This is a genomic window from Novosphingobium sp. ERW19 (assembly GCF_012641315.1).
GTDB lineage: Bacteria > Pseudomonadota > Alphaproteobacteria > Sphingomonadales > Sphingomonadaceae > Novosphingobium.
In genome coordinates, this window is the sequence record NZ_JABAIC010000010.1 from 58,028 (window position 1) to 71,198 (window position 13,171).

The following is a 13,171-nucleotide window of genomic DNA, read 5'->3' on the forward strand; positions in this document are numbered from 1 at the left end:
CGATGCTGATCGCGCAGGTCACCGATATTCACCTCGGGTTCGAACCTGATTCGCCCGGTGAATTCAACCGGCAGCGGCTTGACCGCGTGCTGGGGGAACTGGCTGCGATGCAGCCGCGCCCGGATTTGCTGCTGGCGACCGGTGACCTGATCGACCGCGGCGATAGGGCCAGCTACGAGCGCCTGCGCGAGGCTTTTTCAGGCCTGCCGTTCCCGGTGCACTATGCGCTCGGCAACCATGACGAACGTGCCACTTTCCGCGAGGTTTTTCCCGAGATCGCCTTCGACGGGGGCTTTCTGCAGTATGTCGTCGAAACCGGCCCGCTGCGCCTGATCGTACTCGATACGCTCGAGGAAGGTCGCCACGGCGGCGCCTTCTGCGAGGCTCGGGCCGATTGGCTCAGGGCGCGGCTCGACGAAGCGCCGGATGTGCGCACGCTGATCGTCCAGCACCATCCTCCGGTAGAGGTCGGCATTCCGTGGATGAACACCGATCCGGCCGAACCATGGGTCGAACGGCTGGCTGCATGTTTGCGCGGCAGAAGCAACATCGTCGGCGTGGTCTGTGGCCATATCCATCGCGCCATAAGCACAGCGTGGGAAGGCACGGTTGTCGCCACCTGCCCGTCGACGGCGCCGCAAGTCGCGCTGGATCTGCGGCCGATCGACCCGGACCGCCCTGACGAGCGGAACCTGATCATTGCCGACCCGCCGGGTTACGCGCTGCACTGGTTCAACGGCCGTGAACTCGTGACGCACTGGGACACGGCAGAGGACCATCAGGTTCTTGCAAGGTACGATGCCAACTTGCAGGGCATGATCCAGCACATGCTGGCCGAGCGTCCCGGCGCTTGAGCGCCTAAAGTGCTCTAGCGGACCGCCGCCAGCGCCTTCTGGCGCCGCCGTTGTACCGAACTGCCGAGCCCGATTGCCTCGCGATACTTCGCCACCGTGCGCCGGGCGAGGTCGAAGCCCTTGGCTTTCAAGAGATCGACAAGGGCATCGTCCGAAAGGATCGCCTTGGGGTCTTCGGCATCGATCAGTTGCCGAATCGCGGCCTTGACCGCTTCGGCAGAAGCGCCTTCGCCGTCCGACGAGCCCACGCCGGATGTGAAGAAATACTTCAGCTCGAACGTGCCCCGCTCGCAATGCAGGTACTTGTTCGAGGTGACCCGGCTGACGGTCGATTCATGCATCGAGATCGCTTCGGCCACGGTCTTGAGCGTGAGCGGGCGCAAGTGCGCCACGCCGTGCCGGAAGAAGCCGTCCTGTTGCTTCACCAGTTCAGATGCCACCTTGAGAATCGTCTTCTGCCGCTGGTCGAGCGCCTTCAGCAGCCAGTTGGCATCGGCCAGCTTGTCGCCCAGCCAGGCCTTGGCGTCCTTGCTGATACAGGCGCCGCGCATTTCGACATAGTAGCTGCGGTTGACGACCAGGCGCGGTAAAGTCGCCTGGTTGAGCGCGATGTTCCACCCGTCCCTTGTGGCGCGTACCAGGATGTCGGGCACGACAGCTTCTGCAGCACCACCACCAAAGCGCAGGCCGGGACGGGGATCGTAGCTGCGCAACTCGGCCAGCATGTCGGCGAAATCTTCGTCATCGACCTGGCACAGCCGCTTGAGCCGCGCGATTTCCCCGCGCGCGACGAGGTCCAGGTTGTCTATCAGCCGGGCCATGCAGGGATCGTAGCGATCGGCCTCCTTCGCCTGCAGCGCGATGCATTCGGCAAGATTGCGCGCGCCGACGCCAGTGGGGTCGAGCGTCTGGACCAGCGCCAATGCGCGTTCGACGACGACAAGCGATAGCCCGAGTGCGTCGGCAATCTCGCCGAGCGGAATGCCGATATAGCCTGCCTCGTCCAGCTGATCGATCAGCCAGCGGGCGACGAACAGCATCTGCGGGTCCGAAGTGCTTGCGCCGATCTGGGCGTGGAGATGCTCGGCCAGCGTCTGCTCGAAGCGGCCATGCTCGTCGATATCCGGGCCTTCGCCGCCTGCGGCAAGGTCGCGCGAGGCGGAAAGCTCGAATGCGCCCGCATCGCCGGTATCACGGTCGCGGTCCAGCGCGGAGACATCGATGTCGAGCGGTCGATCTTCCTCCACCCGACCTTCGGAAACCAGCTGGTCGACAGGCGAGGATTCGAGATGTGTCCGCCGCAGTTCCTCGGGCAGGACCTCCATGGGCTCGGACTGAGAAGCTTCACCGATTTCCAGCAGAGGATTGGCTTCGAGCGCCTCGCCGATGAAGGTTTCCACCTCGAGGTTCGACAACGCCAGCAGCTTGATCGCCTGCTGGAGTTGCGGCGTCATCACCAGCGACTGGGTCTGCCGGATGTCCAACCGAGGCCCGAGAGCCATCCTTCAGACTCCCCCCGAGTCCAGCATCAGTTGCCGCCCTGCCTCACAGGGTGAAGCCTTCGCCAAGATAGAGCCTGCGGACGTTGGCATCGGCAACCAGCGCTTCGGGGCTGCCGGCAAACAGGACCTGCCCGCCATAGATGATGCAGGCGCGATCGACGATATCGAGTGTTTCGCGCACGTTGTGGTCGGTGATCAGCACGCCGATGCCGCGCCCTTTGAGGTCCTTCACCAGATGGCGGATGTCGCTGATCGAAAGCGGGTCGATCCCGGCAAAGGGCTCGTCGAGCAGGATGATCGACGGGCGCGCCGCCAGAGCGCGGGCAATCTCGCAGCGCCTGCGTTCGCCGCCCGAAAGCGCCATGGCCGGGCTGGAGCGCAGCCGCGTCAGGCCGAATTCGTCGAGCAGGCGTTCAAGCTCGGCTTCGCGGGTAGCCTTGTCCGGCTCGATCAGTTCGAGCACGGTTGAAATGTTCTGCTCGACCGTCATGCCGCGGAAGATCGAGGTTTCCTGCGGCAGATACCCGAGGCCGAGGATCGAGCGCCGGTACATCGGCAGCTTTGTGATATCGACGCCATCAAGCAGGATGCGGCCCGAATCGGGGCGTACCAGGCCCATGATCGAGTAGAAGCACGTCGTCTTTCCCGCGCCGTTCGGCCCCAGCAGGCCCAGCACCTCGCCTTTGCCCACGGACAGGGAGATGTCGGTGAGAACCGCACGCTTATCATAGGACTTGGCGATCGACACGACTTCGAGCCCGCCCTGCGGGATCGGCGGGGCAGCATTCGCAGGGGCGGCAGTCTTTTCGATCACGGTCATCGCTTCAGCTCTGCAGTTTCAGGCGCTTGGCCCTTCCAATAACGCCACATCGCGACGCGGCAAACCCCGCGCCGCGGATTTGGCAGGATTTATGCATGGCCCTGCTTTGCCAAACGTGAATGAGCGACTTGTCCTTGGGCGAAACACTCCGAATTGGAATTGATCTTGCAGGTTCGCGTGCCGCATGATCTACTGCTTTCGGAGCAGGGTAGCACAAGGATCGGAGCCATGAACAAGGCCCTCCATTCGCAGGCGGCAAAGTCCGCAGCGGTCGACTGGCGCAAGAAGATGAGCAACAACGTCGCCTATGGGCTGCTGGTCTACACGGCGTTGCAGATCTTCGTGACCATGCACGAGCTGCAGGACCAGAGCGCCTCGATCCTCCCGGTCTTCGTGCTGGTCGTGCTGGTTGCGGCCATCATTCCGCTATTCCGTCATTTTGAGCGTCGCTGGGAACATCTGAGCGACGAACAGGCACATGACATGGCCTTTGCCGCCGCTTTCAAGCGGGACCAGGTCAAGGTCTGGGCGCTTGCGGCGCTGTTGCCCTTCCTGATTACCGGCATCTTCAAGGCGCTCGCCGCAGTCTTCTGAACCGAAGCCGGCTTCCTGACCTATCGATTGCCCCCGCCCGTTGAGGGCGCTAGACCCCGCAGCCTTCCCGCTTGCGAAAAGGTCTGTTCATGCTGTCACCCGCCGAAGCCCAGGAGCGCTGCGAAGCGCTGATCGCGCGCGCGCGCCGTGCGGGGGCCGATGCAGGCGATGCAGTCTATCTCGGCAACGCTTCTGAATCGGTCTCGGTGCGGCTTGGTGCGCTCGAGGACGTCGAGCGGTCCGAATCCGAGAACATCGGCCTGCGCGTCTTTGTCGGGGGGGCATCTGCTTCGATCGGCTCGACCGATCTTGGCGACACTGCGCTCGATGAGCTCGCCAGCCGCGCCGTTGCCATGGCCCGGCTCGCCCCGGCCGACAAGTTCGCAGGGCTCGCCCCCGAAGAGCTGCTGCTCCAGGGCCTTGCGCCCGACCTCGATCTTGATGACGGGACCGAGCGCAGCCCGGCAGACCTTCGCCGTCTGGCGGAGGAAGCCGAAGAAGCCGCCCGTGCCATCCCCGGCGTGACCAACAGCGAGGGCGGCGGGGCCAGCGCTGGGCGAGGGCTGTTCGCGCTCGCCACCAGCCACGGCTTCTCCGGTGCCTACGCTGCATCCAGCCACAGCATCTCGGCAAGCGTCGTCGCGGGCGAGGGCGGCAACATGCAGCGCGATTACTCCTGGCGCAGCACCCGCCATGCCGCTGACCTCAAAGGCCCTGCCGAGATCGGCCGCGAAGCCGGCGAGCGAGCCGTACGTCGCCTGAACCCGGGACGGGTCAAATCCGGCCCGATGCCGGTCGTGTTCGACCCGCGCGTCGCCAATACTCTGGTCGGCCACCTGCTGGGAGCGATGAGCGGGGCCTCGATTGCCCGTCGCGCCAGCTTCCTGCTCGATCGCGACGGCCAGAAGCTGTTCGACAGTGCAATCACCATCTCCGACAATCCGCTGGCGCTACGCGGCATGCGCTCGCGCCCGTTTGACGGAGAAGGGCTGCCAACCGCGCCGCGCAAGCTGATCGATGCCGGGCAGTTGACCGGCTGGCTCATGGATTCGGCCGCCGCGCGCCAGCTGGGGGCAATGCCGACCGGCCATGCCTCGCGTGGATCTTCGGGTGCGCCACACGTGACGTCCAGCAATGTCGTGCTCGAAGCCGGCACCATTACGCCTGCCCAGCTGATGGCCGACATCGCCGATGGCGTCTATGTCACCGAACTGATCGGGCAGGGCGTCAACGGCGTGACCGGCGACTACAGCCGCGGGGCTTCCGGCTTCCGCATCGTGAACGGTGAGCTGGCCGGACCGATTGCGGAATTCACCGTGGCGGGAAGCCTCATCGACATGTTCGCGGCATTGACTGCGGCGAACGATCTCGACGTCTATCGCGGTATCGATACGCCCACCCTGCGGGTCGACGGCATGAGCGTTGCGGGCGATTGAAACGAAAGAGGGCGCAAGGTCCGCCGACCCCGCGCCCTCATTCATTCGCAGAGGCGAAAGTTCAGCCCTTGGCTGACTTTGCGCGTTCGATCGCTTCGATCGTGATGCGCCTGGCGTCGTCAGCGCCGCCCCAGGTGCCAACGCGCACCCACTTGTCCTTTTCCAGGTCCTTGTAGTGGGTGAAGAAGTGTTCGATCTGCTGCATCACGATTTCCGGTAGATCGTCGCGTTCCTTCACGTCCGAATAGTACGGGAAGGTCGAATCGACCGGCACGCAGACCAGCTTCTCGTCTCCGCCGTGTTCGTCCTCAAGGTTGAGCACGGCGATGGGACGGGCGCGGACGACCGAGCCTGCAAGAAAGGGCGAGCGCGCGATCACCAGCGCGTCGAGCGGGTCACCGTCGGGTGAGAGGGTGTGCGGCACGAAGCCGTAGTTGGCGGGGTAGCGCATCGGCGTGTGCAGGATACGGTCAACGAACAGCGCGCCCGATGCCTTGTCGAATTCGTACTTGACCGGCTCGCCGCCGACCGGAACCTCGATGATGACGTTGAGGCTTTCCGGCGGATTGTCACCGGTGGGAATCATGTCGATGCGCATCTTTGGCCCTGTTCGTTGGGTGGAGAGGATGCGCCGCCCCTAGCGAAGCCGCTTTTGCACCGCAACAAGACTTATGGAGTAACGCTTAGCCGAGGGCGTTTATCGTGAACGCAATCACGCCGATGTTGAACACGAACGCCGCGAAGGAATGCAGGGTGGCGATGCGGCGCACCGTCTTGCTGGTGATCTCGGTGTCCGATGTCTGGAAGGTCATGCCCAGCGTGAAGCTGAAGTAGGCAAAGTCCAGATAGTCGGGCGTTTTCGTGCCCGGAAAGTCGATCCCGCCGGCATCCTTGCCATCGCGGCTGGTGTAGAACAAGTGTGCGTAGTGCAGGGCATAGACCGAGTTGGCGAACAGCCAGGTCAGCAGCAGCGTGCCGACCAGTTTGACCATCGCCACCCTGTCGCCGCCCGAGGCACCGGGCAGCTCGCCGGAAATTGCGGCAAGGACGACCATGGTCACGATCGTGGTGATCGCCAGCACCAGCACGCGATTGGCGTCGTTCGCGGCTGCATGGGCGCGCATTTGCGTCACGTCGCTGTCCCGCAACAGCGGTAGCAGGGAAAGCAGGAAGACAGCCGCTGCCAGGTCGAAGCTCAATGCTGCGGCATCGGCGGTCCGGTTTGCGCCAGGGATTTGCCAGTAGCCGAAGAAAGCGGCCAGTAGCAGCACGAGAAACAGGACGAAGCGCGGCGGCGCCAGCCGGTTCCCCAGCGTGACGCCGCCACGTTTCACAGGCTTACTTCTTCTTCGCCGCAGCCGCGCCCGGACGCTTCGGCGTCAGCAGCAGATCGAGCCCGGTCGGCGCCTTGCCCGGGGCAACACGCTCGAGCCACGGGTAACGCAGGCCGTCCTTGTAATCGAGCTTGATCGTCTCGAACCGGCTGCCGCGCTTGACCAGCAGTTCCAGTGGCGCGCCCTTTTCGCCCTTGGCCGCGGTGATCGCCTTCTTCATGTCATCGGCGCTGTAGGCCGTGCCATTGATTGCCATGATCTGCGTGCCCGTGACGATGCCGGCGTTGAAGGCCGGGCTGTCCCAGCGGGTGCCGGTGACCTTGCCATCCTTGTCGAGCGAGATGCCGACCGAGTTGGCAAGGCTCAGGCCCTTGCCGAAGTCCATCGCGGCCTTCATGTAGGGATTGGGCTCTTCCTTCCAGACCAGCTTGTAGCCGCCCTTTTCGATGCCGTTCAGCGGCGCGGGCTGGCCCGGCTGGTTGATGCGGGTGTCGATCAGCTTGGCCCAGTCATAGGGGTAGAGCGCGTTGAGCTTGGTCACGATCTCGTCCACCTCGAACGGGATCTGGCCGTAGTCGCCCGGGTTCATGCCGAAGAAGGCCTTGGCGAAATCGTCGATCGACTTCTTGCCGCCGGTGCCTTCACGCAGGATCTGGTCGATCTCGAGCCAGACCAGCGCGCCTTCGGTGTAGTAGTCCTCGTTGCGGGCGAGCGAGGAATAGGGCTTCGGCTTGCGCGAGGCGAAGACCGGATCGAAGCCTGTATCCTCGACCGAGCGCCAGTCGCGGCCCGGTTGCTGCGTGAAGCCACCCGCCCATGCCGCCAGCATGCCCAGCACGGTGTCCTTGCCCTGCATGCCCGAACGCGCGGCGAGGACTGCGCCCCAGAACTGGTCCTGGCCTTCGTAGGTCCACAGCAGGTCGCCCTGCATCGGCTGGCGATAATCGGGCGTCCACAGGCGCGCCGGGCGGCGGAACTTGCCCGACCATGAGTGCGCATATTCATGCGGAAGCAGGTTGCGGTCCCACTCCTGCTTGTCCCACTGGGTAAAGGCCTCCGGCTCAAGCTGGTTCTCGCTCGAACGATGATGCTCAAGGCCGATTCCCCCGATCTTGTCCGACAGGGCGAGCAGGAAATCGTAGTGATCGAAGTGGTTGGCGCCGAACGCCAGCTTCGCTTCTTGCACCAGCGCGCTGTGGGCGGCGATATGCTCGGGCTTGGCTTCGAGCTGTTCCGCCTTGTCGGCGACGACGTTGAGCGTGACGTTCTGCCCAAGGTCCCACTTCCTGAAATACTTGCCGGCGAAGATCGGCGAATCGACCAGCGTTTCGTAGTCGGTCTCGGCCCAGGTCACGCGGTTGCCGGCCATGCTCATGCCGTCGAGCGCAGTGGCGGGCGTCCAGCCCTGCGGCAGCGTGACGGTCGGCTTCACGCGGATGCGGCGGACGTAGTGGCCCGCAGGATAGAGGCTCATCTTTTCCCACTGCAGGTTGAGCATTTCCGGCGTCATCGTGATGCGCCCTTCGGCGCTCTGCAGCGGCGAGGTGTGGATCAGCTTGGCGACGACTTCCTTTGCGCCTGCGGGCAGCATCACGTGGAAGGCATAGACCTCGACCCGGTCACGCTTCCATTCCACCGGCTTGCCATCGACGAAGAACTGCACGCCGACGAGTTCGGAAAGCGGCCCGCGCGGTCCATGGTTGCCGGGCAGCCACTGCGGGTAGAGCAGGATCAGTTCCTTGGCACCCGAGGCGACCGGGATCGTCTGCGTCACCTTGTAATCGCCGCGCGCCACGTCGGTCGCGTCGATATCGAGCGTCATGACGCCTGGATAGGCGATGTCCTGCGCGTCCGGCACGGTCTGCTGGATCGGCACCGCCATCGGCGCGGAGTTGGCGGCAAGCGCCTGAGTTGACACGGAAAGGGCGAGGAGGAGCGGGGCGACCGCGAGCTTTGTCTTCATGGCACACGTTCATGGCCCGAAGAAGTCGCATCCGCAACCATTACGCAGCGCCTTTTTCGCAGGCCTTCCCGTTTTGCCGCTTTCGGGCTAATCGCGCGCCCATGAGCACGCAGACACCGCAGCCTATTCGTGGCACCCAGGACATCTTCGGCCCCGATGCCGAGGCTTTTGCCTTCGTCGTCGAGACGTTCGAGCGCGTGCGCAAGCTCTACCGCTTCCGCCGCGTGGAAATGCCGGTGTTTGAAAAGACGGCGGTTTTCAGCCGGTCCTTGGGCGAGACCACCGACGTCGTGTCGAAGGAAATGTACTCTTTCGAGGATCGCGGCGGGGAATCGCTGACGCTGCGGCCCGAATTCACCGCCGGAATCGCGCGCGCCTTCATCACCGATGGCTGGCAGCAGTATGCGCCCCTGAAGGTTGCGACGCATGGGCCGCTGTTCCGCTACGAGCGTCCGCAAAAGGGCCGCTACCGCCAGTTCCACCAGATCGACGCCGAGATCATCGGCGCGGGCGAGCCGCAGGCGGATGTCGAACTGCTTGTAATGGCTGACCAATTGCTGAAAGAGCTGGGCATCGCGGACGGCGTGACGCTACAGCTCAACACGCTGGGCGATGCCGAAAGCCGCGAGAAGTGGCGTTCCCAACTCGTGGCATACTTCATGGGGGCAAAGGACCAACTCTCCGAGGACTCTCAGGAGCGGCTGGCCAAGAATCCGCTGCGGATTCTCGACAGCAAGGACCCCCGCGACAAGGTCTTCACCGCCGACGCGCCCAAGATCGACGACTACCTTTCGAGCGAAGCGCAGGACTTCTTCGCGAAGGTCACCTCGGGCCTTGACGCGGCCGGTGTCAGCTGGACCCGCGCGCCGACTCTGGTGCGCGGGTTGGACTATTACCGCCACACCGCGTTCGAGTTCGTGACCGACCGGCTGGGCGCGCAGGGCACCGTGCTCGGCGGCGGCCGCTATGATGGCTTGATGGAAGCGCTGGGCGGCGCGGCGACACCGGCGGTGGGCTGGGCGGCCGGGATCGAGCGGCTGGCGATGCTGGTGGGGGATAAGGGCGAGGCCAAGGCCGACGTCATTGTCGTGGTCGAGGACGACAAAGCACTCTTGGATGGACATGCAATCTGCGCGTTCTTGCGTAGGGGAGGCTTCGCAACTGAACTGGTGGCAACGGGTTCGCCCCGTAAGCGCTACGACAAAGCGGTAAAGTCCGATCCCAAGAGCATCATTTCCTTGGTTGTGCAGGACGGAAAGATTGAGCGCCGAACCAAGAACCGGGGTAACGAGGTGTTCGGCATGGCGCTTGAAGCAACCGTTCAAAGCTATCAGGCACGGTCCTAGTTGCTGGCTGTGTCTGCGCTGCGCAAACTCCGTCACCCTGAACCTGTTTCTGGGTCAATCTCTACCCATCCACGGACGGTGTTTGCGGAGGGTTGGATGCTGAAACGAGTTCAGCATGACGACGTGAGGGTGGGCGCATGAGCGTTTCCGAAGCCCGCCTTGCCCAGATCGCCAATCGCTTTGCCGAGCTTGAGGCGCGGCTGGCTTCGGGTACGCTGGAGGGGGCGGAGTTCATTGCCGCCAGCCGGGACTATGCCGAGCTGGAACCGGTCGCCCGCGTGGCCCGCGAGATTGCGGACATGCGCGCTGAACTGGTCAGCCTTGCTACGCTGGACGATCCCGACATGCGCGAACTGGCGGACGAGGAACTGCGGCGGATCAATGCCGAACTTCCGGAGGCCGAGCACCGCCTCGCCGTGGCCATGCTGCCGCGTGATGCTGCGGACAGCCGCCCCGCGATGCTCGAAATCCGCGCCGGCACCGGGGGCGACGAGGCGGCGCTGTTCGCGGCGGACCTGTACCGCATGTACGAGCGCTATGCCGCCGAGCAGGGCTGGCGGGTCGAGGTCGTGTCGGTCAACGCCAACGACCTGGGCGGGTACAAGGAAGTGGTCGCCAACGTCACCGGCAGCGGCGTCTTCGCCAAGCTCAAGTTCGAAAGCGGCGTCCACCGCGTGCAGCGCGTGCCGGTTACGGAGAGCGGCGGGCGCATCCACACTTCCGCGGCGACGGTTGCCGTGCTGCCCGAGCCCGACGAAGTTGATGTGCGGATCGAGGACAAGGACCTCAAGATCGACGTCTACCGGGCCAGCGGCGCGGGCGGGCAGCATGTGAATACGACCGATTCCGCCGTGCGCATTACCCACCTGCCGACCGGCACGGTCGTCACCTGCCAGGACGGGCGCAGCCAGCACAAGAACAAGGACAAGGCGATGCAGGTGCTGCGCGCCCGCCTGTTCGAGGCGCAGCGCGATGCCGCCCAGGGCGAAGAGGCCGAAGCGCGCAAGGCCATGGTTGGATCGGGCGACCGCTCCGAGCGCATCCGCACCTACAATTTTCCGCAAGGCCGGGTGACCGACCACCGCATCAACCTGACGCTGCACCGTCTGCCCGAAATTCTCGAAGGACCGGGCCTTGCGGAACTGATCGACGCGCTGATCGCCGAGGACCAGTCAAAGCGGCTGGCGGCGCTGGATGGGTAGCAGCGCCAAGTGAAGGTTGCCGAGGCCCTGCGCGCTGCCGCCGACCAGCTTTCCGCCACGTCGGACACCGCGCGGCTCGATGCCGAAGTGCTGATGGCGCATGCGCTGGGGTGCTCGCGGACGGACCTGTTGCTGCGGCACATGGCGGGCGCCGTGCCCGATGGCTTCGCTGCTCTGGTCGAGCGACGAATGTGGCATGAACCGGTTGCCTACATTACCGGCAGCGCCGAATTCTATGGGCTGGAACTGGCGGTCAGTCCGGCGGTGCTGATCCCGCGCGGCGATACCGAAACGCTGGTGGAGGCGGCGCGCGAAGCCTTTTCCGGCACGGCGCCACCTGTGCGGATCCTCGATCTCGGGACGGGCTCGGGAGCGCTGCTGCTGGCGGCGCTGTCGCTATGGCCGCAGGCTGAAGGCATCGCGATCGAGCGCTCTCCCGAAGCCCTAGCCGTGGCCAAGGCCAATGCCGAACGCCATGCGCCGTCTGCGCGCGTTCTGGAGGGCGACTGGACGCAGACGGATTGGGCGCAAGGGCTGGGAAAGTTCGACCTGGTCCTTTCGAACCCGCCTTATGTCGAGGACGAGGCAGAACTCGATGCGTCGGTTCGCCAGCACGAACCCGCCTCTGCGCTGTTTTCTGGCCCTGACGGACTGGATGATTACCGGATTCTGGTGCCGCAGCTTCCGGAGTTGCTGACCGAACGGGGCATCGCCATCGTCGAGATCGGCTGGACGCAGGCCGACGCCGTTTCAGGCATTGCGCGCGCTGCCGGAATGTCCACGCGGGTCCATTGCGATCTGGGGGGGCGAAAAAGGGCGGTCGAAATGGCGGTTTCTGCCAATATTCCTCTTGGCAAGGGACCTGCGGGGCACTAATTGTGTTTTTAGGCAGGGGACGGACGAAGGCTTCCCGTCCCGGCCAAATCCACCATTTGCAGGGAATATCGGCCAAAGGGGTCGGGACGAAAGCAGATGCTGGGAACCCCGATTCGCATGACGCGAACCGGTGGCGGAGGGTTGCGCGGCATTACGGGTTGCTCAAGCTTTACGAGAGGCCGCCCCATTTAAGGAAGTGCCTGAGTTGAATAACAATCGTGGTAACAACCGCCGTCGCGGCCGGGGCAACAACGGTCGCCCCCAGAACGGTGGTCAGCAGCTCAACCGGATCGACAGCCGCGCGCGGGGCAATGCGCCCCAGATGCTGGAGAAGTATCGCAAGCTCGCGCAGGACGCCCATCTGAATGGCGACCGCGTGCAGGCCGAATACTACCTGCAGTTTGCCGACCACTATTTCCGCGTGATCGCCGACACCCGCGTCCGCCAGGAAGAGCAGCGTGCCCGCCAGAACGGCGGTGAGCGCTGGCAGGAGCAGGACGCCGAGGAAGGTGCGGACGAATTCAGCGTCGAGGGTGATTTCCCCGCGTTCGACCGCCCGGTCTCGACCCGGCGCGAGCGTGAGGACCGCGAAGACCGCCAGGATCGCGGCGAACGCCAGGATCGTGGTGAACGCCAGGATCGCGGTGACCGTTATGAAGGTCGCCGTGATCGCGAGGATCGCCAACGTGACGACCGCCCGCGTGACGACCGCCCGCGTGACGACCGCCCGCGTGATGATCGGCAGCGTGAAGATCGGCAGCGCGATGATCGTGGTTCCGAAGAGCGTGGCGCCCGTCGTGAGGGCACGCGCCGGTTCGAGCGCAATCGCAGCCGCGATGCCGAAGCTGAGGCGGCACCTGCCGAGGCTCTGCCCGGCGAGGGTGTTCCCGCCATCGAAGGCGAGCCGATTGCCGACGCCAACGACAATCCGTTCGTGACGCGCGCTACACGTGGGCTTCGCCCGCGCACCGAGCGTCGTCCGCGCGGCGCCAAGGCTGCGGCTGACGAAGCACCGGCGACGCTGGATGCCTCGTTCCTGCCGCCGTCGATCAGCGCCAAGGTCGAGGCCGAGCCTGCTCCTGCTGCAGCACCGGCGGCAGAGGTGGTTGTCGAAGAAGTTGCTGCTCCTGCACCCAAGAAGCGCGGCCGCCCGCGCAAGACTCCGGTCGCCGAAGCGACCGAGCCTGCAGAGGGCTGATTGGTGATGCCGGGACGGGCCGCTTGCGGTCTCTCCCGGCGCACCC

The 13,171-nt window shown here is 64.7% G+C and carries 12 protein-coding genes; 7 read left to right on the forward strand and 5 right to left on the reverse strand.

Translation table 11 applies throughout. The features are described from left to right. Positions 1-2: 2 nt before the first annotated feature. On the forward strand, positions 3-854 hold the full coding sequence (locus tag HGI46_RS17515) for a phosphodiesterase (protein WP_168905282.1): 852 nt from the start codon (positions 3-5) through the stop codon (positions 852-854). Between the two features lie 14 nt (positions 855-868). Here HGI46_RS17515 and rpoN read toward each other — a convergent pair whose 3' ends face one another. Beyond that, a complete protein-coding gene (rpoN, locus tag HGI46_RS17520; RefSeq protein WP_168905283.1) occupies positions 869-2,356 on the reverse strand; it encodes an RNA polymerase factor sigma-54 in 1,488 nt (495 codons plus the stop codon). A 43-nt stretch (positions 2,357-2,399) separates the two neighbouring features. Beyond that, positions 2,400-3,176, reverse strand: coding sequence for an LPS export ABC transporter ATP-binding protein (gene lptB / locus HGI46_RS17525; RefSeq protein WP_118072966.1), 777 nt, complete (start codon positions 3,174-3,176; stop codon positions 2,400-2,402). A 228-nt stretch (positions 3,177-3,404) separates the two neighbouring features. Between lptB and HGI46_RS17530 the strand changes: the two genes are divergently transcribed. Beyond that, positions 3,405-3,770, forward strand: a complete 366-nt coding sequence (locus HGI46_RS17530; protein WP_168905284.1) for a hypothetical protein — start codon at positions 3,405-3,407, stop codon at positions 3,768-3,770. 89 nt (positions 3,771-3,859) lie between these two features. Next, positions 3,860-5,206 (forward strand): TldD/PmbA family protein, encoded by a 1,347-nt coding sequence (locus HGI46_RS17535; RefSeq protein ID WP_118072968.1) that lies wholly within the window; start codon positions 3,860-3,862, stop codon positions 5,204-5,206. A gap of 61 nt (positions 5,207-5,267) precedes the next feature. Here the strand turns inward: HGI46_RS17535 and ppa are convergent, their stop codons facing one another. The 3 genes from ppa to HGI46_RS17550 form a co-directional block, all read right to left on the reverse strand. Continuing rightward, positions 5,268-5,804, reverse strand: coding sequence for an inorganic diphosphatase (gene ppa / locus HGI46_RS17540; RefSeq protein ID WP_118072969.1), 537 nt, complete (start codon positions 5,802-5,804; stop codon positions 5,268-5,270). An 85-nt stretch (positions 5,805-5,889) separates the two neighbouring features. Then, positions 5,890-6,540, reverse strand: coding sequence for a DUF1345 domain-containing protein (locus tag HGI46_RS17545; protein ID WP_118072970.1), 651 nt, complete (start codon positions 6,538-6,540; stop codon positions 5,890-5,892). Between the two features lie 4 nt (positions 6,541-6,544). Continuing rightward, the gene (locus HGI46_RS17550; protein ID WP_168905285.1) at positions 6,545-8,503 is read right to left on the reverse strand and encodes a M61 family metallopeptidase; all 1,959 of its coding nucleotides are present in this window, start codon (positions 8,501-8,503) and stop codon (positions 6,545-6,547) included. 101 nt (positions 8,504-8,604) lie between these two features. On the opposite strand from HGI46_RS17550, the gene hisS reads away from it, so the two are divergent. The 4 genes from hisS to HGI46_RS17570 all read left to right on the forward strand — a co-directional run bounded on the left by hisS (position 8,605) and on the right by HGI46_RS17570 (position 13,125). Then, positions 8,605-9,849 carry a histidine--tRNA ligase gene (gene hisS / locus HGI46_RS17555; RefSeq protein WP_168905286.1) on the forward strand — a complete coding sequence of 415 codons (1,245 nt, stop codon included), beginning with the start codon at positions 8,605-8,607 and terminating at the stop codon, positions 9,847-9,849. 137 nt (positions 9,850-9,986) lie between these two features. Continuing rightward, entirely contained in the window at positions 9,987-11,051 is a 1,065-nt protein-coding gene (gene prfA, locus HGI46_RS17560; RefSeq protein WP_168905287.1) for a peptide chain release factor 1, read from the forward strand. A 9-nt stretch (positions 11,052-11,060) separates the two neighbouring features. Then, positions 11,061-11,927, forward strand: a complete 867-nt coding sequence (gene prmC, locus HGI46_RS17565) for a peptide chain release factor N(5)-glutamine methyltransferase (RefSeq protein ID WP_168905288.1) — start codon at positions 11,061-11,063, stop codon at positions 11,925-11,927. A 205-nt stretch (positions 11,928-12,132) separates the two neighbouring features. Next, on the forward strand, positions 12,133-13,125 hold the full coding sequence (locus tag HGI46_RS17570; RefSeq protein WP_168905289.1) for a DUF4167 domain-containing protein: 993 nt from the start codon (positions 12,133-12,135) through the stop codon (positions 13,123-13,125). The last annotated feature ends 46 nt before the right edge of the window (positions 13,126-13,171 follow it).

Excerpts from the sequence above, each read along its gene's own strand:
- HGI46_RS17515 (WP_168905282.1), top strand. The coding sequence starts at position 3 with ATGCTGATCGCGCAGGTCACCGATATTCACCTCGGGTTCGAACCTGAT.
- rpoN (WP_168905283.1), bottom strand. The coding sequence starts at position 2,356 with ATGGCTCTCGGGCCTCGGTTGGACATCCGGCAGACCCAGTCGCTGGTG.
- lptB (WP_118072966.1), bottom strand. The coding sequence starts at position 3,176 with ATGACCGTGATCGAAAAGACTGCCGCCCCTGCGAATGCTGCCCCGCCG.
- HGI46_RS17530 (WP_168905284.1), top strand. The coding sequence starts at position 3,405 with ATGAACAAGGCCCTCCATTCGCAGGCGGCAAAGTCCGCAGCGGTCGAC.
- HGI46_RS17535 (WP_118072968.1), top strand. The coding sequence starts at position 3,860 with ATGCTGTCACCCGCCGAAGCCCAGGAGCGCTGCGAAGCGCTGATCGCG.
- ppa (WP_118072969.1), bottom strand. The coding sequence starts at position 5,804 with ATGCGCATCGACATGATTCCCACCGGTGACAATCCGCCGGAAAGCCTC.
- HGI46_RS17550 (WP_168905285.1), bottom strand. The coding sequence starts at position 8,503 with ATGAAGACAAAGCTCGCGGTCGCCCCGCTCCTCCTCGCCCTTTCCGTG.
- hisS (WP_168905286.1), top strand. The coding sequence starts at position 8,605 with ATGAGCACGCAGACACCGCAGCCTATTCGTGGCACCCAGGACATCTTC.
- prfA (WP_168905287.1), top strand. The coding sequence starts at position 9,987 with ATGAGCGTTTCCGAAGCCCGCCTTGCCCAGATCGCCAATCGCTTTGCC.